The sequence below is a fragment of the Rhizobium sp. CAU 1783 genome (assembly GCF_054551725.1).
The window spans coordinates 1,183,864-1,208,767 of sequence record NZ_JBTOLM010000002.1; the positions used below are offsets into that span (position 1 = coordinate 1,183,864).

The following is a 24,904-nucleotide window of genomic DNA, read 5'->3' on the forward strand; positions in this document are numbered from 1 at the left end:
GACGGCGGGGCTTCGGCCAAACATTGGTGGATCGGGGATTGTTGGGCCGAAGGGCGCCGGCGTCTCCGGATCAAGTCGGAGGGTTGGCGTGAGTTCGAAGAAGACCGGGAATGGACAGGCCGTCACGGCGCCGAGCCAGTTCGACCTTCGCCGCGACGAGCGCATCTCGCTGGTGGGCCCGCGTTCGGCGGCGCGCTGGCTCCTCGTCTTCGTGCTGCTCGCCGGCGTCTATTTCTTCCACGGCTTTCTTGTGCCGGTGCTTGCCGCTCTCGTCATAGGCTTTGCCTCCTGGCCGCTCTATCGCCGCCTGCTCTCGGCGGTGAACGGCAATCGCACGCTCGGCGCGACGATCGCCATCCTGTCGGTCATCTCCTTCATCGTCGTGCCGATCTCGCTCGCTGCCGCCTATGCCGTGCAGGAGGTGAAGATCTGGGCGGTGTGGGTGATCGCGTCCAATGCTTCCGGCGCGCCGGTTCCCTCCTGGCTCGCGGGCATTCCACTGATCGGGGAGGCGCTCGCCGAGCAGTGGACCAAGCATCTGAGCCATCCCGGCGGCATCGGCGAGGTCATCCAGCTCACCAGTGGCTCCAACATCGGCAGCATCTATCGCGGCCTGCTGGTCGTCGGCGCCTCCGCCTTCCAGTGGTTCCTGACGCTGCTCTTCATGCTGATCACGCTGTTCTTCGTCTATCGTGACGGCGCCCACCTGATCGCCCAGCTCGATCGCCTCGGCGAACGCATCCTGCCGATGCGCTGGGAACGCGTCTCGCGCATCGTGCCGCTCACCATCTCCTCGACGGTCACCGGCATGACCATCATCGCCATTGGCGAAGGCATCGTGCTCGGCACCGCCTACTGGCTCGCCGGCGTGCCCTCGGCCGTCACCCTCGGCCTGATTTCCGGCGTCATGGCGCTGATCCCCGGCGGCGCGCCGCTGTCCTTCACGCTCGTCTCCTTCTACCTGATGGCGAGCGGCTCGCTGGTCGCGGGCCTCGCACTCTTCGCCTGGGGCACGGTCGAGCTCTTCATAGTCGACAAGACGCTGAGGCCCCGGCTCGTCGGCGGGCCGATCAAGCTGCCCTTCCTGCCGACATTCTTCGGGTTGATCGGCGGGGTGAAGACCATGGGCTTCCTCGGCCTCTTCGTCGGCCCGGTGCTGATGGCGCTTCTGGTGGCGATCTGGCGCGAATGGATCCGCGACGCGAGCGAGGAACCCGCCGACTCGTCGTCGGCCGACGCTGGGCCGGACGTTGCTGAAAACCGCGCGACGGCATCCGCAGCCGCGACCGCCGTCGGCGAAAACGCCTGAACGGCCGGGACCGGACCCGCCATGCGCCTCAGATCCGATCTCTTCGTCTCCGCCATCGTCCGCCGCGCCTTTTCGGCCGGCGGCTTTGCCGCGGTCGCGAAGAAGGGCGTGGAGGAGGCAGGCGCCATCTTCGTGCGCCAGCGGTTCCGCGACGGTACAGAAACCCTCTATGGCCCCGCACCCCAGGCCCTCGTCGCCGACGAGGATCGTGATAGCCGCATGTTCGAGTTGAGGCTGGCCCGCGGCGAGCCCGAGGCGATCGATACCCTTCTCGACCGGGAACGCAAATGGGACCCGGATTTCTGGGTGGTGGAACTCGAACTCGACGAGATCGGCGATCTCCTGCCGATGGCGGAGGGCTGAGGCCGCCTTCGCGCTGCCCCGGCCTTTACGCCGCCGTGGGCTTCGTCGGATGCTTGCCGGTGATCTCCTCGACCGCGCCGCCGGCCGCCTTCCAGGCGGTGAACCCGCCGGCGATGTGGCTGACGCGGTCAAGCCCCATGTCCTCGACCGTCTTCGTTGCAAGAGCCGACCGCCAGCCGCTGGCGCAGAAGAACAGGAACTGCCTGTCCTCGGCAAAGACCGGCTTGGCATAGGGGCTTTCCGGATCGACCCAGAATTCCAGCATGCCGCGCGGGCAGGAAAAAGCGCCGGGAATGCTGCCCTCGCGTTCCCGTTCGCGCGGGTCGCGGAGATCGACGAAGACGAGGTCGTCGCGACCGTGCAGCGCAAGCGCGTCTGCCGCCTCGACCGCCGTCACCTGGGCATTGGCCTCCGCCAGCAGTTCCTTGTAGCCCTTCTTCACGCCAATCCTCCCCGTGAAATGCATGATGTCTCTTCGCCGCCGATCTTGAGCGGCGGGGCAGGGTGCGTCAACCGCGACGGAGGGCGGAGAACTGAAACGAAAGCTGTGCGGCTGCCGATGGCGCCGGGTCAGCGCATCCGGTGACGCAGAACCTGCCGGCCGCGCTCGTCCACCACCTGGGTCGACGGTCGGATGGCCGGGGCCGGGCCGGTGGACGGAGCCGACGAATTGGCGGCCTGCGGCACGGCGTCGGCGGGGGCGTCGGCGAAGGTATAGCTGTCGGCGCGGCGCCAGGTATCGACGCGCTCCTCGCATTCGATCGCGTCGAGGCCGGAAATCAGCGCCTCGGCGCGGCTGACGCCGGCATTCTCCTTGGCGAGATGCGGATAGAGGCGGGTCAGCACGTAGAGGGCCTCGGACGGGTTCATCGCCACCCCGATCAGCGTGGTGGCGAGCTGCCGGCCGGAAATGTCGAGCAGGATACGCTCGGCGAGCCAGCGGCTGGACGAGAGCACGTCGGCGAGCGTGGTGGCGAAATGGCCGGTCTCGCGATTGCGGGCGAAGCGGACGAGAAGCGCCTCCTGCATCGGCGTGACGGTACGCAGGCCGAGCCGGTCGTCCGGCGGCCGGTTCACATGTGCGGCAAGCCGGCGGATCTGGTCGCGCAGCTGTTCCTCGCGCTCTGCCGTCGTGAGTTGCGTGCCCGGAACGGCCGGCTGCACCGGCGCCTTGGCCGCAGCCATCGGCTCGGCGGCATCGGTGGCGGGTGCATCGGACGGGGTCTTCTTCGCGGCCGTCGCGGGCATGCGTGCCGGCTCGCCGTGGCGAAGGCCGACCAGCGCATCGATTACGGTCGGCGACAGCTGCTCGCGGCGCACGATGGCGCGGGCGTGTTCTGCCCCTTGCGTGCGGGCGATGGTGATCAGCAGGTCATCGGAAAGGCAGGGCGAGGAGACGAGAAAGGGCGCGGCGATCGAGATCGGCTGCGAGGCGATGAAGAGTGCGACCGCGCTCGGAACGTTCGGGCATTGCGAGAGTGCCGCCACCGCCTGGCGCCGGGCCTCGACCGTCGATGCCTGGAAGAGCGGGGTGAAGAGCTCGGCGAATTGCCTGAGCTCCGACTTCGACGGAAACTGCAGGTTCTCGAAACTCGTGACCGTCGCCATCAGCACAACGTCCCTTTTCCTTACGCTTAACGGCTTTTCCAGTTCCCGAAACTGATCGCTCACGGCAAGACCCACGCTTACGCAATACCCATTTGGGACAGCTTAGACCCTATTTGTTAGCAAGCTGTTAACTAAGCTGTGGCCAAATCCGATTGTGGCAAAGGCGCCGGAACATGATTCGCGCGACCTGGCCTCGACCGTAGTTGCGTGCCCCCAGGAGGGCAGGAACGGCTCCCCTCTGGTGACGCGCAAGGAGAAAGGCGCAGATGCTCCGCTCGCGCCGTGCTCGCCCCCTTCAATCAGGGGCGGTTCGGCCTCCGGGGATGTGCTGGCCCTTCACGTGAAGGGCAGGGTGAGATCACGGCATTCATCCGTCTCGATTTCTTTGTTTTGAAGGAGACGAGCATGGCGGAAATCATAAAGATCAAGGATCGGCTGGAGCTGAACGGCAAGTCGACGCGCAAGGCGACCGGCGCGGCACAAATATTGCTGTTCACCGGCATCCGCTACGAGCGCTTCGAGCCGGCGCCGATCCGGCCGGAGGGCCTGCTGCAGGCCCTGCCGCGTCCCGGCGAAGGCATCGACCAGCTGGCCTATTGATCGGAAACCCGCCCCGTCCTCAGGGGCCGGAAAGGGGCGCGCAGACCGCCTCTTCGAGGAAGCTTGCCGCCTCGGCCTCGAAACTCGGCTGCGGCGCCATGGTGCGCAGCACCACATAGCCCGTCGTGTCCTTGTGCTCGACGATGATCGACTGGGTCAGCGCCGCACCCGGTGCCTTGCGGATCTGGGCGAGCTGCACCGGCGTCGCCACGACGACGTCGAGATTTCCGCCGACCGAGGTCCGGTCGTTCATGCTGAAGACCTCGTTGGAATCCTTGTCATAGACGGCGAGCGACCAGAAGCTCGGACCGCCGCGGGCCAAGAGCCGGAGCGGCTGGCGGGTGATGTCGAAATGGCAGACCGCGGTCTTGATGAACGGGTCGATATTGGCAAGCCCGTCGTCCTTCGCCACGTCGCCGAGGCTGTGGAAGCTGTGCGACGGCCCGATCGCCTTGACCTTTGTGAAGGCGTCCTTGCCGGTGAAGTTCGGCAGTGAGAGGATGATGATGATGTGAAGCAGCGCGGCGCCGACGATGCCGGTCAGGACGGCATGCATGATCCTATTCATTGCCGCACCCCAGGCGCTCGACCTTCGGCATGTCCAGCCCGATCAGCCCGGAACTTCCCGCAGCCGGCGTATCGAGCAGCGTCAGCACCAGCGAGAACGCGCCGGTATCGGGCAGCGCGAGCCAGTTCATCGGCTTGGCGGTCGGGGAGACGGTGATGTCGAAGGAGCCGTCGCGGTTGCGCAGGATGCCTTGCGAATTGTGCGCGGCGGGAAGTTCGGCCCGTGTCGCGAGCGGCCGGCCGTCCGGGTCGGCGGCATAGAGCGTCCACAGCCGTGCCGTCGGCGTCTTGCCGGATATCCTGTAGGTGCAGGTGCCGTTCAGTTGCTCGCCCGCCTCGTCGGAGGAGGCGGTAAACGTCAGGCCCTCGGCCGATCCATAGAGCAGCCGGCCGGCCTTGGCGCGATGCGACTTGGCGTAAGGATCGGCATTTGCCGTCTGTACGTCGGGAAAGGCGCTCCACACTCCGATGCGGATCGCACCGAAGCCCGCAGACGCGTTGAGCGCCGAAAGCGTCGTAAGAATGCCGCCGCCGAACGCGATGGCGAGCGTGAGCGCGATGAGCAGAGGAACCCGGAACACGTTTGTCTTTTGAACCCTTGGTGACGGCTGAAAGCGGTATCACTGATTCTAGGCAAGGGGAAGGTTCCGGGGAGGGGCCACCCACCTCCCCCTCGAGGGGGGAGGTCACCGCGAAGCGGCGGGCGGGGGTGATGTCCGGCGCGGCGGATACGACTGGTCGAGGCTCGGGTCAGAGCGCCAGCGCCATGACCGACGCGACGGCGATGACCGTCCAGGTCGCCATCATCGCCGGCGCGCGCAACGCATACTGCTGCAGCGAGCCTTCCGGTGCGACCATGCCGAAGGGATGGACGAGGCGGGCGACGAGAAGCGCGATCAAAAGGGCGCGGACGATCGCCGGCGCCGATCCTCCAGCCTCGCAGAACCCGATCAGGATCAGCGCGAGAGGCACATATTCGGCAAAGTTCGCCTGGATGCGGATGCGGCGCTGAAGCCGGACTTCGCCCGCATCGCCGTGATGCGCCCTGAACTGCGCGCGGCCGGCCGACACCCAGACGGAAAGCAGGATGAACAGGAGGCCGAACAGGCCGGCATAAAATGCAGTCAGGGCAGGAAACACCATCGACGCTTTCCTCGGCTCGCCGTTATCGATTCGGTGCCGATGCTACGCAATCCGGGCGCCCTGGTGAAGCCGGCGGCGCCGGCGATGACCGTTCCGGCGGAGGCACCGGCCACCCACCTCCCCCTCGAGTGGGGAGGTCGCCGCGAAGCGGCGGGTGGGGGCGACCTGAGGTCGCGCGAGGACGACCTGTCCTGCAGGATCTCCGTCAGCCCGCTAGGGCCAAGGCGTCGGCGCCGGCGGGAAGCCGCATCGGCGACAACGGATCGGTCGCCGCGCGCCAGACGGCCTCCGCAACGTCCGCGGCGGTGGTCGTCTCCGCCTCTCCCTGCGCTTCCCATCCGGCAAAGACGCCGGCAACCACCGAGGAATAGGCCTCCGGAAAGCCGCCCTGTTCCTGCATCCGGGAGCGTGCCGTCTCGCCGAACCGCGTTGCCGGCGCGCGGCCGGGCAGCACGAGGCGCACACGGATGTCGAAGGGAGCGAGTTCGAGGGCCGCGGACTCGGTGAACGCGTTCACCGCCGCCTTGCTCGCCGTGTAGGCGGAGAGAAGCGCAAGCGGCTTCAGCGTCACGCTCGACGTGACGTTGACGACCACGCCGGCCCGTCGCTCGCGGAACTGCGGCAGCACGGCCTGGGTCATGGCGATGGTGCCGATCGTGTTGGTGTCGAAGAGGTCGCGCAGCATGGCAAGGGGCGTGCCTTCGACCGCGTTCAGCCAGCCGATGCCGGCATTGTTGACCAGCACGTCGATCGGGCCGCACGCCTCGACCACGGCGCGGATGCTGTCGGGATCCCGGATATCGAGCCCCATGATCGACAGGTGATCTGACCGCGGCAGGAGATCCTCCCGCGGCGTCCGCATTGTCGCGACGACGCGCCATCCCCTGTCGAGGAAGAGCTTCGCGGTCTCGAGCCCGAACCCCGACGAGCAGCCGGTGATGAGAACGGTTTTCATGGATGTCTCCTTTTCCTGTGGTGGTCTCAAGGAAACTAGACAGACAAGTGAGGATTTTACATAATGCAAAATCCAAGTTTCGTTATCAGGAGTATCGATTGCGGGATCCGCTGGCCGAGATCGTCACATTGCTTCAGCCGGGCGCACCCTTTTCCAAGGTGGTGAGCGGGGCAGGGGCCTGGCGTGTCGAACGCGAGGAAAGCGGCCGGCCGTTCTATTGCGTCGTCCTTGAGGGCAAAGCCCGACTGGAGGCCGAAGGCCACGCTGCGCTCACTCTTTGCGCCGGCGACTTCGTCCTGATCCCCGCTGCCCAGGCCTTTGCGATGTCGAGCCACGCCGAAGCGGACGTCGCGGGTGTCGATTCGCTTGCCGTCACCCAGCTTCCTGGCGAGACGCGGCACGGCAATCCCGACGGCCCCGCCGAGGTTCTGATGCTGGTCGGGCACTTCGTCTTCGGGTCGCCGGACGCGGCGCTGCTGGTTTCGCTCCTGCCCGGGCTTCTCCATGTTCAGGGCGACGCGCGGCTGTCGGCGATCGTCCGGCTGGTCACCGACGAGGCGCGGGCCAACCGGCCGGGACGCGACATGGTCGTGGAGCGCCTGCTGGAGGTGTTGCTCGTCGAGGCCTTGCGCTCGGGCGCCGGCGAGACGGCGCCCCCCGGCATTTTGCGCGGGCTGGCCGACGACCGTCTTGCCGCGGCGATCCGCCGGCTGCACGGCGACCCGGCGCGGTCCTGGACCGTGGATGAACTGGCCCGCGACGCCGCCCTCTCGCGCTCCGCCTTCTTCAACCGGTTCCGCCGGGCGATCGGCGTGGCGCCGATGGAATATCTGCTGTCATGGCGCATGGCGCTCGCCAAGAACCTGCTCATCGCCCGCGACATCGGTATCGAGGAGATCGCCCAGCGCGTCGGCTACGGCTCCGCAAGCGCGTTCAGCACCGCCTTCACCCGCTTCACCGGACTGCCGCCCTCGCGTTATGCCGAGCATGTGTCGGCGGGCTGACGGTGGAGTGTCGGCGCCCTTTGCGCATCACCCGATCCGGGTGATCTCCAGCTCCTGGTCGCCCATCTTCGCCACGTCGCCGACGGACTTGCCGATCAACAGGCGGGCGACGGGGGAGACGTAGGAGATCGAGCCGGTCTTCGGGTCGGCCTCGTCCTCTCCGACGATGCGATAGGTCTGGACCCGGCCGTCGTCGCGCGAAAAGGTGACCGTGCAGCCGAAGGCGACTGTGTCTGTGCTGCTCGGGGCGGGCATCGGCTGGGCGGTGCGGAGGCGCTCGGAGAAATAGCGCAGGTCGCGGAGCGGTCCGGCCGACTGGCGCCGCCGCTCGTTAACGTCCTCGATGGTCGTCGCCGCCTCATAGGCCTCGCGCGCCTCCGCAAGCTGCCGTTCGAGCGCTTTCAGCCCGGTCTCGGTCACCAGGTTCGGATGCGGCGAGATCGGACGATCGGGCAGCAGGGTTTCCGAAGCGGCTTCGGCACTCTCTTCCTTGACGAAGGCGACACTCAATTGGCAACTCCTCTCGGCCTGCGCGGCTTGTCCGGCGGGCTGGCGGCCTTGACCGCCGCTTGCCCCGGGACATCGAACGAACGACCATAGACGATTGGGCTGGATTGATCCATCGCCCACCCTTTTCCCATCGGTCGGGTAGGCGGGCTACGTCCTCCGGTGGAGAGGGGGACGCCGGTCGGATGGTGGTCCCGCCGAAGGGATGCCGCAGGGCGGCTTGCTTACCCGAAATCGTGATTTAGCAACTTCGGAAAAACGCGCTATCCTCTTGAGGTCAAGTCAATGCAGGCCAAGTCAACGGAGGAATGATCGATGAAAACGCTTTCCCTGATGGTCCTGGCGCTTGCCCTTTCGGCCGGTGCCGCCTTCGCCGATTGCAGCTACCACAATACCAGCGCTGCGATCGACGTCGACCGCCAGATGACCACCGCCAGCATCCCGCCTGCCCAGGAAGCCGCCCCCGCGACGGAACAGACCATCGTTCTGCTCAAGAAGACGCAGCGCCGCGTGCCCCCGGCAGATACCACCGAATAGCCGTACCGCCGATCCTCCCCGAGCGTGATTACGCTGCGTCGATGCTGCGTGATCCGCCGGGAGACGGTGCCAGCCGCCAGCCGTTCCGGCCGTCGCCCTTCACCCCGTAAAGCGCTTCGTCCGCTGCCTCCAGCAGCTCGTTGAGCAGCGTGTCGTTGGCGATCGAGCCGCAGGCGACCCCGATGCTCACCGTGACATGACGATTGCGGTCTCCGGTATGGGCATGCTCGATCGACAGCGATCTAACCGCCCGGCGGACCCGCTCGGCGAACATGCCGGCTCGCGTCTGGTCGGTGAGCGGCATGACCGCGAGAAATTCTTCGCCGCCGAGGCGGGCGAGATGCACGGTGTCCGGCAGGTCGCGGCGCATGGCGCGCGCGACCTCGCGCAGGCAGCCGTCGCCCGCGCCATGGCCATAGCTGTCGTTGAAGGCCTTGAAGTGGTCGATGTCGACGATCAGCACCGCCGAGCTCTGCAGTTCGTGCGGCTTCAGCGTCCGGCGCAGCCGGGCGATCTCGGCTTCCGTGCCGCGCCGGTTCGGCAACTGGGTCAGCGGGTCGGTGGAGGAGAGCCGCGCCAGGTCGTCGTTCTGTCGCGACAGCTCGCGCTTCAGCGCCTCGTTCTCGTGCATCTGCAGGAAGGCTCGCTGCCGCTCGACTTCGAGCTGGTGACTGGCGACCAGCGTCAGCACCACGGTGGGTCCGTAGACCGCGAGGTGATAGGCGACATTCACCGCCGTCATGCCCTCGACGAAGCCGATGAAGCCGTAATTGATCACGGCCGTGACGAGACTTGCGAAAAGCGAGAGGCCGTAGATCGGCCGAACAGCAATCGTCACCACCATCTGGAAGACCGCGGCGGCATAGTAATAATGCAGCGCCGCCGGGTTCTTGCTTGCCGTCACGATGACGCACCAGACGATATTGCCGGTAATCGCCAGCGCCAGCGTGGCGATCTCCTTGTGGTGGATTGGATGCTGGCCGCTCTGGTACCAGCCCAGCGCCAGCATCAGCGGCAGGATCAGGCCGTAGCGGAGCGAAAGGGAAAGCCAGGCGATGTCGCCGAGCAGCAGGATGTCGACGAGCCCGTAGAGCAGGTAGAAGGCACCGACCGCGACCGTCGTGCGGGCGAGCGCGCGGTTGCGCGCGGCAGCCCGCTCCTGCTCGTAGGAGGCGGCCTGCTCATCGGTCAGGCGGGGCAGCGCATCGAGGCCGAACCAGAGATCCATGCTTCTTCCAAGGGTCTTCGGGGAGACGGGGTGTCCTGAATTCGTCGCGAGGCTTAGGCCGTGGCTGATTAATCCCCTCTTAAACTGAGGGGATTTGCCGGGGTGACAAATGCCGACCGCGCCTTGTGGTTAATCGGGGGTAAGCCGAGCCTTCGCAAAGGTCGCGAAATGTGTCAGTCGACGCTCGCGACCTTCTGCGGATCGAGCACGATGGGCTTGGCCTCGTCGAGCATGCGGGCGATGCCGCGGATCATCCGGGTCGTCTCTGCCGAGAGCGAGCGCGGACGCACCATCGGCGGCAGCTTGCCCTCTTCCTCGGCCGGCTTTGCCTTGGCGATTTCCTTTTGCGCTTCCGGCGGCGGGGTCTCGACGCCGGGGATGGGGCGAAGGTCGATGCCCTGGTGGGCATAATCCATCAGCGTCTTGAAGGTCATCGCCGGCAGCGAGCCGCCGGTCATGTTGTTGGACGAGGTGTAGTCGTCGTTGCCGAACCAGACGGCGGCCGTGTAGTTGCCGGTGAAGCCGCAGAACCAGGCGTCGCGATAGGCCTGGGTGGTGCCGGTCTTGCCGCCGGTCAGGACCCCGTCGACGGCGGCACGCCGGGCCGTGCCGACGTAGGGCACGCGGGTCAGCATCTGGTTCATGTAGGCAGCCGCCGTCTCCGACAGCACCCGCTGAGGCGCCGGCTCGTCGCGGTCGAAGTCGTAGAGGATGTCGCCGGCATAATTGGTGATCTGCCCGATGCCGTGGCGTCGCGACTGCAACCCGCCGGCCGGGAACACGGCATAGGCGGTCGCCTGGTCGAGCACGGTCACTTCCGAGGTGCCGATCGGGATCGTCACGTCCTTGCGGATCGGCGTCTCGACGCCGAATTTCTTGGCCTCGGCCATGATCTTGTCGATGGCGCCCGGGCCGAGCTTGTCCTTGGCGAGGCGCACCGGGATCGTGTTGATCGACTTGGCGAGTGCCGTCTTGATGTCGATCCGGCCGGCATAGCTGTTGCCGTAGTTGTGGGGGCTCCAGTTGCCCCAGGAGATCGGCGCGTCGACGATCGGCGAATCCGGCGTCAGCCCCGATTCCATGGCCAGCGAATAGGTATAGACCTTGAACGAGGAGCCCGGCTGACGCAGCGCTCGAGAGGCGCGGTTGAACTGGCTTTCGCCGTAGTCTCGGCCGCCGACCATGGCGCGCACGGCCCCGCCGTTCTCGATCATCACCAGCGCGCCCTGCTTGACGTTGTAGCTCTCGCCATATTCGCGCAGGTTTGCCGCGACCGCCTCTTCCGCCGCCTTCTGCAGGCCGGTGTCGATGGTGGTGCGCACCACCAGCGTATGGTCCTTGAACTTGGCGGCGATGCGCTGCACCTCGTCGAAGGCCCAGTCGAGGAAGAAGTCCGGCGCCTCCGCCTCGTCGCGGTCGATGACGCTCGCCGGATTGCGCCGCGCGGCGATCACCTGGCCCTCCGTCATGATGCCGCCCTGCACCATGTTGGAGAGCACCTCGTTGGCGCGGGCACGCGCCGCGGGCAGGTTGACGTGGGGCGCATATTTGGCCGGCGCCTTGAACAGGCCGGCGAGCATCGCCGATTCCGCGAGGTTCACCTCGGTCAGCGGCTTGCCGAAATAGAACTGTGCCGCCGCCGCCGCCCCGAAGGTGCCGCCGCCCATATAGGCGCGGTCGAGATAGAGCGACAGGATTTCCTTCTTGGTGAGGTTGGCCTCGAGCCACAGCGCCAGGAAGGCTTCCTTGATCTTGCGCTCGATCGACCGCTCGTTGGTGAGGAACAGGTTCTTGGCGAGCTGCTGCGTGAGCGTCGAACCGCCCTGCACGACCGTGCCGGCCCTGGCATTCTCGCTCATCGCGCGGGCAAGGCCGAGGAAGTCGATGCCGAAATGCTCGAAGAAGCGCCGGTCCTCGGTCGCCAGCACCGCCTTGATCAGGTGATCCGGCAACTCGTCGATCGGCACGGAGTTCTCGTGGATGATGCCGCGATGGCCGATCAGGTTGCCGTAGCGGTCGAGGAAGGTGACGGCGAAGTCGCCGTGGTTGCGCCAGTCCTTCTTGGTTTCCTCGAAGGCCGGCTGGGCGAGCGCCAGGAGCAGCACAAAGCCGGCGGTGCCGAGCGTCATGCCCTCGCCGAGCACCTCGAAGAACAGCTTCTTCCAGCCGCGCACCCGGAAACGCCGGAAGAAGATGGTGATCTCCTCCCAGGTTTCGGCGACCTGGAAGCCGGCATTCCACATCGTCGAGTCGATCCAGCTGTCGACGCGAAGCAGGATGTGGCGCTTGAGGCGCGGCTTCTTCTGGTCTTCCGGCGGACGTTCCTCGGCCACGTGCACTTCAATCCTTCAACGAGAAGGCCTGCGCCCTTGACGCGACCGCCGGCAGGGGCCAAGACCGTCCCCTGAAAAGCGCCGGGCAAATCGGCATGCCTTACAATTGGCTGATAGATTGTCGATTTGCGGGCAAAGAACAAGAAAAAAGCGAGGGGCTCGCCCCCGCACGGACGGCCCGGCACAAGGCTCGGGAATGGCGATGAACGACACACCCTACTGGAAGACCAAGACGCTCGCCGAGATGAGCCTTTCCGAATGGGAAGGACTTTGCGACGGCTGCGGCCTCTGTTGCCTGAACAAGCTCGAGGACTGGGACACCGGAGAGGTCGTCTTCACCTCGGTTGCCTGTCGCCTGCTCGACGGGGAGAGCTGTCGCTGCAAGGACTACGAGAACCGCCAGGAGACGGTGCCGGATTGCATCCAGCTCACCGTCAAGGGCGTCGACGAGATCTCCTGGCTGCCGCCGACCTGCGCCTACCGCCTGATCGGCGAGGGCCGCGACCTCTACTGGTGGCACTACCTCGTATCCGGCGATCGCGAAACCGTGCACGAGGCCGGCATTTCCGCCCGCGACCGCACCGTCTCCGAGGACGACGTCGCCGTCGAGGATTTCGAGGATTATGTGGTCGACTGGCCGTTGCATGTCGGGGAAGGGGCGGAGTAGGGGGGCGACATTGGAGCCGTCCTTCACCCCGTTCCGCAGCCGTCGCGGCAGCCTCTGACCCTCACTTTGATCAGCGGGGGATTGCCCCTCACGCTAACCTACCGAGCATTGCCCCTCACCCTGACCCTCTCCCCGCATGCGGGGAGAGGGGACGGCCGGGGCGGTGCTGCTTGTCCCTTCTCCCCGCATGCGGGGAGAAGGGACAAGCAGGCGGATGAGGGGCGGTAGTGTGACTGTCGTCTCTCCAGCCGGTCAGAACGCGATGGGGCGGTTGCCGCCCCGTCTCAAAACTCTTCCCAGCCGGGACCGGCGCCGCCACCGCCTCCGCCACTGCCGCTCGGGCCGCTGGCGGAGAACAGTTCTTCGAGGTTCAGGAAGCAGATCATCTGGTCCTGGTGGGCGAGGATGCCGTCGATGAACTGGGTCGCTTGTCCGGTGTTGTGCGGGACCGGCTGAAGGCTGTCGGCCGGCACGGTGAGGATGTCGGAGACGCCCTCGACCAGGAGGCCCATGGTCATGTCGTTGACGTCGGTGACGATGATGGCGCTGCGCTCGGAGGCTTCGGTGCCCTGCATGCCGAGCTTGGAGGCGAGATCGATGATCGGGATCACCATGCCGCGCAGGTTGATGACGCCAAGCACCTCATAAGGGGCATGCGGCATCGGCGTGACGGGTACCCAGCCGCGGATCTCGCGGATCGACCGCGTCTTGACGCAGAAGGACTGGTCGTTGAGCCGGAAGGCGATGATTTCCAGGGAAGCATTGGTCATTGCATTGACGTTCACGCCGGTATCCTCGCGACGGGGAAGAATGTGAACTCGTTTCCTACCGGTCAAAGCTGGCGCCGGGCTGGCTTGATCTCGTCCCCTGATTTCTGCCCCTTACCCTTCGACGGGCTCAGGGGGCGGATGAGGGGCGGGCTCCGGGGACGGGCGCAGCCTCTTCGCGGATTGAGGGAGCAGCCGGCGAGGCTGCTTGCCGATCTCCCCTCAAGGGGGAGCGTGGGAGTCCGCAGGCCTCGCTTCGCGTCCTGGCCTCGCGTCAACATGCATCCTTTTTTGCCCCGCACCCCTTGACCCTCCCATGATGGGAAGGTGCATCTAGGGGGAAGACGCCTCGGGACCGGTCGGGTTCGGGCGCTTTTTGAAACCGGTTTCCGTGCCGTGGACGCGGGCGATTCCTGTTTCGGGACCCATATATGGGTCCTGAATCACGGGACCGCTGCACGGCCGAGAGGTAAAGAGATGAACGAACATCAGACGATCCATCCGACGGGTGGGGAAAGCTTCGGGCAGGCGCCTTTGCCGGCCAAGGGCACCACAAGAACACCAGCGCTGTCGCCGATCATCCTGCCGGTCGAGGGCATGACCTGTGCGTCCTGCGTGAAGCGGGTGGAAAAGGCGGCGGCCAAGGTGGCGGGCGTCGAGACGAGTGCGGTCAACTTCGCCACCGAGACGCTGAGCGTGACCCCGGGGCCGGGCTTTTCGGCCGAGGCGCTGGTCAAGGCGGTGAAGGATGCCGGCTACGAGGCGAAGGCGGAAACGCTGGTGCTCGATATCGAGGACATGACCTGCGCCTCCTGCGTGGCGCGGGTGGAAAAGGCGCTGAAAACCGTGCCGGCGGTCGAGACGGCCGCGGTCAACCTCGCGACCGCCAAGGCGGTGGTCACCGTGCTCGGCGGACGCAATGCCGTACCCGCCATGGTGAAGGCGGTCGAGAAGGCCGGCTACAAGGCGAAACTGCAGGCCGAGGCCGGCGAGCCGGACACCCATGAGCAGGCCAAGGAGCGCGAGATCGCCCGGCTGACGCGCGATTTCTGGATCGCCTTCGTGCTCTCCCTGCCGCTCTTCGTCATGGAAATGGGAAGCCACATCTATCCGCCGCTGCACCATACGCTGATGACGCTGCTGCCCGGCAACCAGTTGAATCTCCTGCAGTTCGTGCTGGCGACCGCGGTGCTGGCCGGTCCCGGCCGGCGCTTCTTCGTCAAGGGCTTCCCGGCACTCCTGCACGGTGGCCCCGACATGAATTCGCTGGTGGCGATCGGCACCGGGGCGGCCTATCTCTATTCGCTGGTGACGACCTTTGCCCCGGCCGTCCTGCCGGCCGAGGCGCGGCATGTCTATTATGAAGCCGCGACCGTCATCGTCTCGCTCATCCTGCTCGGGCGCCTGCTCGAGGCCCGCGCCAAGGGGCGCACGGGCGCGGCGATCAAGAAGCTCGCCGGCCTGCAGGCCAAGACCGCCCGCGTGGAGCGGAACGGTCAGACGCTCGACATCGCCGCCTCCGACGTGGTGGTCGGCGACGTCGTGGTGATCCGCCCGGGCGAACGGCTGCCGGTCGATGGCACGGTGATCGACGGCGCCTCGCATGTCGACGAGGCGATGATTTCCGGCGAGCCGCTGCCGGTCGAGAAGACGCAAGGCGCCACCGTCATCGGCGGTACGATCAACGGCCGCGGCTCGTTCCGTTTCAGGGCCGAAAAGGTCGGCCCGGATATGATGCTCTCGCAGATCATCCGCATGGTCGGGGAGGCGCAAGGGGCAAAACTGCCGATCCAGATGATGGTCGACAAGGTGACGGCCTGGTTCGTACCGGCGGTGATCGCCATTGCTGCCGCGACCTTCCTCGTCTGGTTCTTCGTCGGGCCGGATCCGGCCTATACCTATGGCCTGGTCGCCGCGGTCGCCGTGCTGATCATCGCCTGCCCCTGCGCCATGGGGCTTGCCACGCCGACCTCGATCATGGTCGGCACCGGCCGGGCCGCCGAACTCGGCGTGTTGTTCCGCAAGGGCGAGGCCCTTCAGACGCTGAAGGAGGTCGACACCGTCGTCATGGACAAGACCGGCACCATCACCAAGGGCCGGCCGGAACTGACTGACGTATCGGTGGCCGAGGGCTTTGACGAGAACGAGGTCCTGTCGCTCGCCGCAGGCCTCGAAGCCCGCTCGGAACACCCGGTCGGCGAAGCGATCGTCAGGGCTGCCGAGACCCGCGGGCTCACCGTCGCGGCGGCCGACGGCGTCGAGGCGGTGGCCGGCTTCGGCATCACCGGAAAGGTCGAAGGTCGCACGGTCGCTGCCGGCGCCGACCGCTACATGGCAAGGCTCGGGCTCGACGTTGCCCCCTTCGCCGAGGTCGCGGCAAAGCTCGCCAGCGAGGGCAAGACGCCGCTCTACGTGGCGATCGACGGCCGGCTGGCGGCAGCGCTCGCGGTCTCCGACCCGCTGAAGCCCAACAGCGTCGCCGCCATCGAGGCCTTGAAGGCGCTCGGTTTGTCCGTGGTCATGGTGACCGGCGACAATCGCGGCACGGCGGAAGCGATCGGCCGGGCGGCGGGTATTGCCGAGGTGGTGGCCGAGGTGCTGCCGGACGGCAAGGTCGAGGTGCTGAACCGCTTGAAGGCCGAAGGCCGCAAGGTGGCCTTCGTCGGCGACGGCATCAACGACGCGCCGGCGCTTGCCACCGCCGACACGGGCATTGCCATCGGCACCGGCACCGACGTGGCGATCGAAAGCGCCGACGTGGTTCTGGTCGGCGGCGATCTTGCTTCGGCGGTTCACGCGATCGAGCTCAGCCATGCGGTGATCCGCAACATCGGGCAGAACCTTTTTTGGGCCTTCGCCTACAACATATTGCTGATCCCGGTGGCCGCGGGCATCCTCTACCCCAATTTCGGCATCCTGCTGTCGCCCATGGTCGGCGCAGGCGCCATGGGCCTGTCCAGCGTCTTCGTGCTGACCAATGCGCTCCGCCTGCGGCGCGCACGTGTCACCGATCTCGTGCGGTGAGGCTGGAGACGAACGCGATGGGTGGGACAATGGCACGACTGGGCGGCATGAACATCGGCGAGGCCTCGGAAGCCTCGGGCGTATCGTCGAAAATGATCCGCTATTACGAGGAGATCGGCCTCGTGATGCCGGCGCATCGCACGGCGAGCAACTACCGTATCTATGGCGAGGACGAGGTGCACCGGCTGCGCTTCGTCCGCCGCGCCCGCTCGCTCGGCTTCTCGCTGGAGGAGACCGAGCGCCTCTTGAAGCTCTGGGCCGACAAGGACCGCACCAGCGCCGAGGTGAAGAAGCTGGCGACCGACCATATCGCCGAGCTCGAGCTGAAGATCGCCGGCATGCAGGCGATGGTCGCGACGCTGTCCGATCTCGCACGCTGTTGCCACGGCGACGAGCGGCCGAGCTGCCCGATCCTTGCCGACCTTTCCGGCGGCAAGACGGCGGGCGTCGCGCGCCCGGCCACCCGCCGCGGCACGGCACGCACCGCCCGGGCCGCCCGCGACATCTAGGGCGTTTTCCGGGAATTACGTCGGCACCCGGTTTCGCGGTTTTTCGACTTGACCTTCCCATGGTGGAAAGGTGCAAGAGAGAGGAACGCGACACTGACGGAAACATGAAAGGACTGACCCATGAGCGCAAAACATCTCTTCCTCGTCGAGGACATGACCTGCGGCCACTGCGAAAAGGCCGTGACCAAGGCGCTCGCCGAGGCCCTGCCGGGCGCGGCCGTGGCGATCGACCTCAAGACCCACGAAGTGGCGGTCGAGGGCGATGCGGCAAAGGCCGAGGAAGCAATCCGCGAGGCGGGTTATACGCCGGTCTTGAAAAGCGCCTGAGCGGCGAGGGGGGCCGATCTCGCCCCTCATGCTCGGGCCTGTCCCGGGCATTGGTAGCGGGATGCCTCTCTGATGGCGTGGATCCTCGGCACGAGGCCGAGGATGGCGTCGATGGAAGGGGCGGCGCCTATCGACAAACTGGCGGCCGGTCTTCTTGGCGGGCCGACGGCCTGTCTTTTGACGGGGTGTCCGGCCTGCTGACCGGCCGTGATCGTCCGGACTGGGGCGGATCGCCGCGCCGTGGATTTTGTCGGCCGGGGTTCTTGCGTATCTACAGAGCTTCGTACATATATAGCGTAAATCCTATATGTGTATGAAAGGCAGGGCTCCCATGTCCAAGAACTATCTCGAAATCACCAAGGAAATCTCCAACGGCATCAAGACCTTGCGCAAGGACATCCCGGACGTGATGGCCGGCTTTTCCGCCATGGCGCAGGCCGCCACCAAGGACGGGGCGCTGGACAAGAAAACCAAGGAACTGGTGGCCCTCGGGATCGCGATCTCCACCCGCTGCGACGGCTGCATCGGCTTCCACACCGAGGCGCTGGTCAAGCTCGGCTGCACCAAGGCGGAGTTCGAGGAGACCCTCGGAATGGCCGTCTACATGGGCGGCGGGCCGTCGCTGATGTATGCCGGCCACGCCATGGCGGCCTGGGAACAGTATGGCGGGGCAGCCGAATAAGGCTGCATCCTGCCGGCGGACCCGCCGCCTCGGGTCCGCCCGCCTCGGGTTCGCCCACACTTGGCGGTTTCGCCGCCCGCTGACCCGCGCTAGGCTCCAGCCGACCCGAATCTCCTGGAGTTCCCGCCGATGCGCCGCCTTCTGCCGATCACCCTTTTCGCCCTGGCCGCCCCCGCCGTCGCGCTTGCCGGGGAACCCACCTTCTACGAGAAGGCGGCCACGTCGCTGACCGAATGCGAGACCGCCTTTTCCGACAAGACCCCCGACTTCAAGCGCCGCCGCGACTTCATCGTGCGACGCACCACCGACGGCCGCGAACGGGTGATCCAGTGCCTGCCGGACGGCGTGGTCGAGCTCTTCTGCGACCCGAAGGCCGGCCGCTCGGTCGTCGCGGTGCTCGAGGGAGAAACGCTGCCCGCCTGCGCGCGCCTGAGCCTCGGGCTCAAGGTCCGCAAGACGGAAACGCTGATGCCGCAGTAAGGGGCCTGCCCTGGCTTCAAGGATCGCCTTGACGGCCAGCAACGCCTTGTCCGCCAGGGCCTCGCGCCCTCATCCGACCTGCCTGCCCCCATTTCTGTTAGTCCTTTGTTTCCACATTTTTAGTAAAAGCTAAATTTGCGGGGGCGCAGGAACGTTCGGGGGGAAAGGGGCAAGATGGCTTTTGCGGGTATGAGGAACAACCTGGCCGGGGGCCGGGTGGACGTCCTTCTTCGGTTTCGTCCAGACATCGACGCCCTCTATGAGGCCGACAACGGCGAGGCGCGGACACGGCATCTGAGGCACACCGCGCTGGTCGGCCTGATCCTCTACAATCTCTACAACATCACCAGCTTCTACCTGCTGTCCGACATCCACGATTTCACCGTGCTGGTGCGCGTTCTCGTCCAGACCCCGGCCTGCCTCGTGATCCTCTGGGCCTTCCCGCGCGTCAGTGCCTTCTGGCGCGAGTTCATGGTGCTGCCGGCCATGCTGGGCGTGACGCTGTTTTCGGTCGCCGTGGTGCTGATGTCGAAATCGCCGCTCGCCGCCTACACGCTGGGTGAACTGTCGCTGGCGCTTGTCTTCGCCAACATGTTGATTGCGTTCCGTTTTCGCTATGCGCTGGCGATGACGCTGATCACCTGTGCGGTGACGATCGCCGGGCTTTCGATGAAGGCCGGCCTCGACGACGGCTTGAGGATTTCTCTGATGCTGCAGATGGTGATCTGCTGCATCTTCACGCTTTATGCCAACTGGCACGCCGAATTCCAGCGCTGCCGTTCCTATCTCGCCGAGCTCGACGCCCGCACCCGCGCGGCGACGGCCGAGGAGATCGGCAGCCATTTTCGCGACCTGTCGCGCACCGACGCGCTGACCGGCCTGCCGAACCGCCGCCATCTCGACGAGGAGCTGTCCGCCCGGCTGGAACGGGGCGTGCCGCTCGCGGTGATGATGGTCGACGTCGATTTCTTCAAGCTGTTCAACGACCGACTGGGCCATACCGCCGGCGACGAATGCCTGCGCCGCATCGGTGCCGCACTCGCCGAAAGTGCGGCCCGCGCCGGCGGCTTTGCCGCCCGCCTCGGCGGCGAGGAATTCACCCTTCTGGTCGACGGCGACGAGACGGCCGGCCGGGCGCTCGCCGAAGACGCGATCGAAACGATCCGGGCGCTGTCGCTCGCCCATCCCGGCCGCCCCGACGGCGCGCCCTTCGTTACCGTATCGATCGGCATCGCCTGGGGCCGCGGCGAAACCCCGCAGACCGCCCACCGCCTGATCGCCCGCGCCGACCGCGCGCTCTACGAGGCCAAGCGCGACGGTCGCGACCGGCTGAGCGCGGCTGCTTGAGGGGGCAGGGGCTGCGGGGGACTGTCTCTTTCGACAATCGCTGGTGCTAGCCCCTCGACCTCTGCCCCTCACCCTGACCCTCTCCCCGTACACGGGGAGAGGGGACGGCCGGCGCGGTGCCTCTTGGTCCTTCTCCCCGCCGGCGGGGAGAAGGTGCCGGCAGGAGGATGAGGGGCAGGGTGAGGGAGCGGGTTGAGGGAGCGTCTCGCGGTTCGATGAAGAAATAGGAAAATAGTCCTTGACGGCGTGACGGTCGTCTGCTAGGGTTCAGTCATCGTCGGAAAGCTGTGGCCGCAGCGGTTGTTTTGCTGGCCGGCTCGCGACGGGAAGTTTGTGAAGGCTCGGGGGACCGGGCCTTTTTTGTTGCGCGGTTGGTGGGCGGTTGCGGCCGGTCGGGTTTCGGGCCACGGCCTTGCGATTGCTGGTTGGAATTGCCCTTCCTGCTGCTCCTCCTGATTGCCCCTCATCCGCCTGCCGGCACCTTCTCCGCGTTCTGACGGGGAGAAGGGACAAGCGGCGCGGCCGAGGCCTGGCCCTCAGCTATGGTGACCGGGGAGAAGGGACGGCCACGGCGATGCCACCTCTGCCTTCTCCCCGCCTGCGGGGAGACGGTGCCGGCAGGCGGATGAGGGGCGAGGGGCCGATGAGCAATGGCAACGGGGCAAGCGGCTAGGCTGTACTGCCAGCGATACCCCCCTCTGCCCCCGTGAGGCCGCCGAAGGGCGGGCATCTCCCCCTCAAGGGGGGAGAGCCGCAAGAGGCGAGGCGCCGGGCATCCCTGAAGAAGAACCGCGACGGCGGCCCTTTACGTGGAGATCGTGCGGGCTGTCCTCTCGGGCGTCAGCCACGGTGCTTCACCGCGACATCAGGAGAGCATGATGGATCAGGATCCGGAGATTGCGATTGCCCTGCTCGGGGCGCCGCGCGGCGACAAGGGCTGGAGCCTCGAGCGGTGCGCGGCGCGGGCGGAAGCGACGGTTCTCGAGCTGAAGTCGGCGGAGGCCGGGTCGCCGGTCGACCGGCTGACCGGGCTGCTCGACGACCTGACGCAGGAGATGCGCGACCAGTTCGAGCTGTTCCGCCGGCTGCGGACCTCGGCCGAAGGCATGATCGACGGGGCCGACGAGGCTGCCGCCAAGGCGGCGCGCGCCGATGTGAAGGCGGCGACCGACGCGATCGCGCTGATCGTCCGGACGCTGGAAAAGATCGACAGCCTGAAGCGCCAGCTGGCGCGCGACCGCGAGGACGCGGCACTGGCAAGCGGCGAGGGCGAGGATGAAGAAGAGATCCGGCAGGAACTGCTGCGCATCATCGAGGTTCGCGCCGAAGCGCGGGCCGAAGCCCGCCTTGAAGCCCGCCTCGAAGCAAGCCTTGAAGCCCGGATGGCCGAAGGACGGGCCAGAGAGGGAGGGGAGCGAGGGGCCGGCGATGCCGGCGGGATCGCCGGAGCCGGTCCGCCTGAACCGGGAGCAACGCCGGGCACTGGCGGCGGCTGAGCGGTCGATTTCCAAGGTTTCGGGAAGGAAACGGGTTCGGATCGATACTCTCGCGGGGAAGCGGATGAGCGACATCGGCCGGCGGCACAAAAGCGAATTGGCCGAGGCGGGTCGGGCTCTGTCGGGCCAGATCGGCGACCGGATCGCCGCCGGCGAGAATGCCTGCTTCAGGGACGCGCCGGATTTCACACCGGACGTCGCACGTTCGGCAGACCCGCGTGCCGAGGGGACCAAGGCGGACATGCCGGGGCCGGCGCAGCCTACCACCCATCCGGCAGCGCCGGATCTGGGCACGGCCGTCGCCGGCCTCGCTGCGGTGCCGGTTGACGATCGCGGGCCGGCAGCCCGCGCCGCAGATCAAGGGAACGACGAGGACGACGGCGGCAGAGAGACCGCCGCGGCGAAAACCGGCGGGACGGAGGACCGGTCCGCGGTTCACGCCTCGACAACCGCGGACGGCATCGATCCGGATCTGGCCGGGCTGATCGCGCGGCGCGGGCTGCTTGCCGCCCGACGGATCGGGCGAAGCTGGGAGATTTCCGGCCGTGACGAGCAGAAGCCGCCGGCGGGCGATTGGGCGACCTGGCTGGTGATGGGCGGGCGCGGATCGGGCAAGACGCGGGCCGGCGCCGAATGGGTGCACGCTCTGGCGCTTTCCGCCGGGCCGCGCACGGATCTGCGGATCGCGCTCGTCGCCGAGACGCTGGGCGACGCCCGCGAGGTGATGATCGACGGGGCCTCCGGCATTGCAAGGATCGCGAGGCGCCTGCGGCCCGAAGTCGAGATCACCAGGCGCAGGATCGTCTGGCCGAACGGGGCGATTGCCCAGATCTTTTCCTCGGAGGACCCGGAAAGCCTGCGCGGGCCGCAGTTTCACTATGCCTGGTGCGACGAGCTGGCCAAATGGAAGCATGCGGAGGAAACCTTCGACATGCTGCAGTTCGGCCTGAGGCTGGGCGAGCGGCCGCGCCAGCTGGTGACCACCACGCCGCGCGCCGTGCCGCTCCTGAAGCGGCTGATCGGCGATGCGGAGACGGTGGTGTCCCGGCTTTCGACCGCGGCCAACCGGGCAAACCTCGCCCCCGGCTTCATCGCCGCGCTGGAGCGCCGCTACGGCGGCACGCGGCTCGGCCGGCAGGAACTCGGTGGCGAACTGATCGAGGATCGCGAGGATGGGCTGTGGCGGCGCGACCGCCTGGAGGCGCTGACCGTGCGGCTGGCCGAGCCGCTGCGGCGCATCGTCGTGGCGGTCGATCCGCCGGCCGGCAGCGGCCCGGCCTCGGTCTGCGGCATCGTCGTCGCTGGGCTCGGCGAGAGCGGCCGCGCCGTGGTGCTCGCCGACGCCTCGGTCGAGGGCAGGAGCCCGGCCGACTGGGCCCGCGCCGTGGTCGCGACCTTCCGCCGCTTCGAGGCGGACCGGGTGGTGGCGGAAGTCAACCAGGGCGGCGACATGGTGGCCGCCATGCTGAGAAGCGTGGAGGCGAACCTGCCGCTGACCATGGTCAGGGCGAGCAGGGGAAAATATCTGCGCGCCGAACCGGTGGCGGCGCTTTATGAGCAGGGCCGGGTGGTGCATGCCGCCCGCTTCGCCGCGCTGGAAGACCAGATGTGCGACTTCGGTCCCGACGGCCTGTCGGACGGCCGCTCGCCGGATCGGCTCGACGCGCTGGTCTGGGCGCTCACAGCGCTGATGCTGGAAGGGGCGGGCGAACCGCGCATCCGGGGGATCTGAGGGGCGGTGCAGACGGAAACGGCGCCCAGAGGCCTCGGCAAAAACGAAACCGGCGCCCGAAGGCGCCAGTGGAAACGAAACCGGCGCCTCTGGGGCGCCGGTCGAAGCAAAACGGAATTGGCCCTTACTTGGCGGACGGAGCGGGCTGGCTCGCGCCCTGACGCATCTGGCGCCATTCGCTTTCGAGGCGCTCGAGGACGTGGGCGGGAATGGTTGCTACGGAAGCCTTGGTCTGGGTCGTGCTGTTTGCTTGCATCGGTCTCTCCTCACGGGTTCCTGTGCGGGCCTAAACGCTGAATTGGCCGGAAAGTTCCACAGCCTTAAGACTTTGTAAATACGACCCTTTGGTCCTCTAAACGATTGAAATTCCTTCAAACGATTTAATCGAACAAGAAATTTTGGCCCTGGTTAACGGCGGCCGGGACGATCCGGCCGACACGCCTGTGGATCGTCGGGAACGCCCCGGCCGCAGGCCGGTTTCGCGGGAGAAAAGCCATGCAGTTCGACGAACGACGATTCTTCAAAAGCGTGCGGGCGAGCCTTTTTTCCGGCGCGTTGACGGTGGCGCAGGTGGAGGGCATGACGGCGGTGATGGCCGGCTGGCGGAGGAATGGCGCGAGCGAAGATGCGCGCCGGCTCGCCTATTGCCTGGCGACCGCCTTCCACGAAACGGGCGGCCGCATGCAGCCGGTGCGCGAGACCTTTGCCCCATCCGACCGGGTGGCGATCGCACGGCTCGACCGGGCCTATGCGGCGGGCCTGATGCCGCAGGTGCGCACGCCCTACTGGCGGCCGGACGAGGACGGTCGGAGCTGGTTCGGCCGCGGCCTGGTGCAGATCACCCACCGGCGCAATTACGAGACGCTCGGCCGGGCGATCGGCATCGACCTCGTCGGCGACCCGGCCCGTGCGCTCGTGCTCGACGTCGCGGTCGGCGTTCTGGTGATCGGCATGCGCGACGGGCTGTTCAGCGGCATGACGCTGGCGGACGCCTTCGGTCCCGGGGCCAATGCCGACTGGACCGGCGCCCGACGCATCGTCAACGGCCGCGACCGGGCGGCCCTCGTGGCGGGGCATGCCAGGGCCTTTCATGCGGCGATCACCGGGACGGGATGAGGCTGTTGCAAGCTTTGACGCATTGAGCGGGGCGCCCGGTCATGCTATCGCCGCTTCGACGGCGCCACTGCGCTGCACAATTCGTCCAACCGGAACGAGATACCGTGATCCGTCATATCGTCTTCTTCACCGTGCCCGAGCGGGACAATCTCGACGCCGTGCTCGAGGGCCTGTCGATCCTGACCGGCATTCCGCACGCAAGGAAGCTCGAGATCTCGACCAACATGAAGGCCGACCGTTTCGACGGGCGGATCGACGTGGTGGTCTATGGCGAATTCGACGACGAAACCGCACTCGCCGCCTACCACGCTCACCCGCTCTACCAGGCCTCGATCGACCGCGTGAAGCCGCTGCGCGACCAGCGCTATGCCGTGGACTATGTGGCCGAGGATGCCCTGACCGGCGCCGTGGAAGACGTCCGCATGACCCGCCGCGCCGGCAAGGCCTGAGGGCGGGCAGCGAGCCAGGGGGCGTCCCCCCTCACCAACAAAATCTGAGACTTGGCCTTTGGCCAAGACCTCGATTTTGTATCCTCTCCCTCTTCGGGAGGGAGCGCGACGACGATTGTCAATGGAAATGAGCCCCTCATCCGCCTGCCGGCAC

27 protein-coding genes are annotated in these 24,904 nt (G+C 66.9%); 16 read left to right on the forward strand and 11 right to left on the reverse strand.

Translation table 11 applies throughout. The features are described 5' to 3' along the window. The first annotated feature begins 88 nt into the window (after positions 1–88). Together ACX93L_RS12575 and ACX93L_RS12580 are read left to right on the forward strand one after the other, a co-directional pair. Positions 89–1,309 (forward strand): AI-2E family transporter, encoded by a 1,221-nt coding sequence (locus ACX93L_RS12575; protein ID WP_459405146.1) that lies wholly within the window; start codon positions 89–91, stop codon positions 1,307–1,309. Between the two features lie 21 nt (positions 1,310–1,330). Continuing rightward, positions 1,331–1,672 (forward strand): DUF1491 family protein, encoded by a 342-nt coding sequence (locus tag ACX93L_RS12580; protein WP_459405147.1) that lies wholly within the window; start codon positions 1,331–1,333, stop codon positions 1,670–1,672. 25 nt (positions 1,673–1,697) lie between these two features. On the opposite strand, the gene ACX93L_RS12585 is transcribed toward ACX93L_RS12580, so the two are convergent. Together ACX93L_RS12585 and ACX93L_RS12590 are read right to left on the reverse strand one after the other, a co-directional pair. Then, the gene (locus ACX93L_RS12585; protein ID WP_459405148.1) at positions 1,698–2,114 is read right to left on the reverse strand and encodes a rhodanese-like domain-containing protein; all 417 of its coding nucleotides are present in this window, start codon (positions 2,112–2,114) and stop codon (positions 1,698–1,700) included. A 128-nt stretch (positions 2,115–2,242) separates the two neighbouring features. Further along, the gene (locus ACX93L_RS12590) at positions 2,243–3,343 is read right to left on the reverse strand and encodes a DUF2336 domain-containing protein (protein WP_459405149.1); all 1,101 of its coding nucleotides are present in this window, start codon (positions 3,341–3,343) and stop codon (positions 2,243–2,245) included. A 342-nt stretch (positions 3,344–3,685) separates the two neighbouring features. Here ACX93L_RS12590 and ACX93L_RS12595 point away from each other — a divergent pair, with 342 nt between their 5' ends. After that, positions 3,686–3,880 carry a hypothetical protein gene (locus ACX93L_RS12595; protein WP_459405150.1) on the forward strand — a complete coding sequence of 65 codons (195 nt, stop codon included), beginning with the start codon at positions 3,686–3,688 and terminating at the stop codon, positions 3,878–3,880. Positions 3,881–3,899: 19 nt separating this feature from the next. Here the strand turns inward: ACX93L_RS12595 and ACX93L_RS12600 are convergent, their stop codons facing one another. The 4 genes from ACX93L_RS12600 to ACX93L_RS12615 all read right to left on the reverse strand — a co-directional run bounded on the left by ACX93L_RS12600 (position 3,900) and on the right by ACX93L_RS12615 (position 6,545). After that, positions 3,900–4,448: a DUF1254 domain-containing protein gene (locus ACX93L_RS12600; protein ID WP_459405151.1), complete on the reverse strand. Its 549-nt coding sequence runs from the start codon at positions 4,446–4,448 to the stop codon at positions 3,900–3,902. Beyond that, positions 4,441–5,028, reverse strand: a complete 588-nt coding sequence (locus ACX93L_RS12605; RefSeq protein ID WP_459405152.1) for a DUF1214 domain-containing protein — start codon at positions 5,026–5,028, stop codon at positions 4,441–4,443. Before ACX93L_RS12605 ends, ACX93L_RS12600 begins: the two co-directional genes overlap by 8 nt. 169 nt (positions 5,029–5,197) lie before the next feature. Next, entirely contained in the window at positions 5,198–5,590 is a 393-nt protein-coding gene (locus ACX93L_RS12610; protein WP_459405153.1) for an MAPEG family protein, read from the reverse strand. A 205-nt stretch (positions 5,591–5,795) separates the two neighbouring features. Beyond that, positions 5,796–6,545, reverse strand: a complete 750-nt coding sequence (locus tag ACX93L_RS12615) for an SDR family oxidoreductase (protein ID WP_459405154.1) — start codon at positions 6,543–6,545, stop codon at positions 5,796–5,798. A gap of 98 nt (positions 6,546–6,643) precedes the next feature. Here ACX93L_RS12615 and ACX93L_RS12620 point away from each other — a divergent pair, with 98 nt between their 5' ends. Beyond that, a complete protein-coding gene (locus ACX93L_RS12620) occupies positions 6,644–7,549 on the forward strand; it encodes an AraC family transcriptional regulator (RefSeq protein WP_459405155.1) in 906 nt (301 codons plus the stop codon). A 27-nt stretch (positions 7,550–7,576) separates the two neighbouring features. Here ACX93L_RS12620 and greA read toward each other — a convergent pair whose 3' ends face one another. Continuing rightward, positions 7,577–8,059 carry a transcription elongation factor GreA gene (gene greA, locus ACX93L_RS12625; RefSeq protein ID WP_459405156.1) on the reverse strand — a complete coding sequence of 161 codons (483 nt, stop codon included), beginning with the start codon at positions 8,057–8,059 and terminating at the stop codon, positions 7,577–7,579. Positions 8,060–8,371: 312 nt separating this feature from the next. Between greA and ACX93L_RS12630 the strand changes: the two genes are divergently transcribed. Continuing rightward, positions 8,372–8,593 carry a hypothetical protein gene (locus ACX93L_RS12630; RefSeq protein ID WP_459405157.1) on the forward strand — a complete coding sequence of 74 codons (222 nt, stop codon included), beginning with the start codon at positions 8,372–8,374 and terminating at the stop codon, positions 8,591–8,593. Positions 8,594–8,621: 28 nt separating this feature from the next. On the opposite strand, the gene ACX93L_RS12635 is transcribed toward ACX93L_RS12630, so the two are convergent. After that, a complete protein-coding gene (locus ACX93L_RS12635) occupies positions 8,622–9,821 on the reverse strand; it encodes a GGDEF domain-containing protein (RefSeq protein ID WP_459405158.1) in 1,200 nt (399 codons plus the stop codon). A 173-nt stretch (positions 9,822–9,994) separates the two neighbouring features. Beyond that, entirely contained in the window at positions 9,995–12,154 is a 2,160-nt protein-coding gene (locus ACX93L_RS12640; protein ID WP_459405159.1) for a transglycosylase domain-containing protein, read from the reverse strand. A 202-nt stretch (positions 12,155–12,356) separates the two neighbouring features. Between ACX93L_RS12640 and ACX93L_RS12645 the strand changes: the two genes are divergently transcribed. Continuing rightward, the gene (locus tag ACX93L_RS12645; protein WP_459405160.1) at positions 12,357–12,821 is read left to right on the forward strand and encodes a YcgN family cysteine cluster protein; all 465 of its coding nucleotides are present in this window, start codon (positions 12,357–12,359) and stop codon (positions 12,819–12,821) included. 284 nt (positions 12,822–13,105) lie between these two features. On the opposite strand, the gene ACX93L_RS12650 is transcribed toward ACX93L_RS12645, so the two are convergent. After that, positions 13,106–13,591, reverse strand: coding sequence for a chemotaxis protein CheW (locus tag ACX93L_RS12650; RefSeq protein ID WP_459405378.1), 486 nt, complete (start codon positions 13,589–13,591; stop codon positions 13,106–13,108). A 474-nt stretch (positions 13,592–14,065) separates the two neighbouring features. On the opposite strand from ACX93L_RS12650, the gene ACX93L_RS12655 reads away from it, so the two are divergent. The 8 genes from ACX93L_RS12655 to ACX93L_RS12690 all read left to right on the forward strand — a co-directional run bounded on the left by ACX93L_RS12655 (position 14,066) and on the right by ACX93L_RS12690 (position 23,185). Then, on the forward strand, positions 14,066–16,612 hold the full coding sequence (locus ACX93L_RS12655; RefSeq protein WP_459405161.1) for a heavy metal translocating P-type ATPase: 2,547 nt from the start codon (positions 14,066–14,068) through the stop codon (positions 16,610–16,612). Between the two features lie 47 nt (positions 16,613–16,659). After that, complete coding sequence (gene cueR / locus ACX93L_RS12660; protein ID WP_459405379.1) at positions 16,660–17,121, forward strand: Cu(I)-responsive transcriptional regulator; 462 nt, start codon at positions 16,660–16,662, stop codon at positions 17,119–17,121. Between the two features lie 120 nt (positions 17,122–17,241). Beyond that, on the forward strand, positions 17,242–17,448 hold the full coding sequence (locus ACX93L_RS12665) for a heavy-metal-associated domain-containing protein (RefSeq protein ID WP_169595376.1): 207 nt from the start codon (positions 17,242–17,244) through the stop codon (positions 17,446–17,448). 331 nt (positions 17,449–17,779) lie between these two features. Beyond that, entirely contained in the window at positions 17,780–18,130 is a 351-nt protein-coding gene (locus ACX93L_RS12670; RefSeq protein WP_169595374.1) for a carboxymuconolactone decarboxylase family protein, read from the forward strand. 129 nt (positions 18,131–18,259) lie between these two features. Further along, the gene (locus ACX93L_RS12675; RefSeq protein WP_459405162.1) at positions 18,260–18,610 is read left to right on the forward strand and encodes a hypothetical protein; all 351 of its coding nucleotides are present in this window, start codon (positions 18,260–18,262) and stop codon (positions 18,608–18,610) included. 174 nt (positions 18,611–18,784) lie between these two features. Continuing rightward, complete coding sequence (locus tag ACX93L_RS12680; RefSeq protein ID WP_459405163.1) at positions 18,785–19,957, forward strand: GGDEF domain-containing protein; 1,173 nt, start codon at positions 18,785–18,787, stop codon at positions 19,955–19,957. Between the two features lie 875 nt (positions 19,958–20,832). Further along, on the forward strand, positions 20,833–21,453 hold the full coding sequence (locus ACX93L_RS12685; RefSeq protein WP_459405164.1) for a hypothetical protein: 621 nt from the start codon (positions 20,833–20,835) through the stop codon (positions 21,451–21,453). Between the two features lie 499 nt (positions 21,454–21,952). Further along, positions 21,953–23,185 carry a DNA-packaging protein gene (locus tag ACX93L_RS12690; protein ID WP_459405380.1) on the forward strand — a complete coding sequence of 411 codons (1,233 nt, stop codon included), beginning with the start codon at positions 21,953–21,955 and terminating at the stop codon, positions 23,183–23,185. A gap of 124 nt (positions 23,186–23,309) precedes the next feature. Here ACX93L_RS12690 and ACX93L_RS12695 read toward each other — a convergent pair whose 3' ends face one another. Then, a complete protein-coding gene (locus tag ACX93L_RS12695) occupies positions 23,310–23,441 on the reverse strand; it encodes a hypothetical protein (protein ID WP_459405165.1) in 132 nt (43 codons plus the stop codon). 239 nt (positions 23,442–23,680) lie between these two features. On the opposite strand from ACX93L_RS12695, the gene ACX93L_RS12700 reads away from it, so the two are divergent. Together ACX93L_RS12700 and ACX93L_RS12705 are read left to right on the forward strand one after the other, a co-directional pair. Then, positions 23,681–24,301: a glycoside hydrolase family 19 protein gene (locus ACX93L_RS12700; RefSeq protein WP_459405166.1), complete on the forward strand. Its 621-nt coding sequence runs from the start codon at positions 23,681–23,683 to the stop codon at positions 24,299–24,301. 104 nt (positions 24,302–24,405) lie between these two features. Continuing rightward, positions 24,406–24,750 carry a Dabb family protein gene (locus tag ACX93L_RS12705; protein WP_459405167.1) on the forward strand — a complete coding sequence of 115 codons (345 nt, stop codon included), beginning with the start codon at positions 24,406–24,408 and terminating at the stop codon, positions 24,748–24,750. The last annotated feature ends 154 nt before the right edge of the window (positions 24,751–24,904 follow it).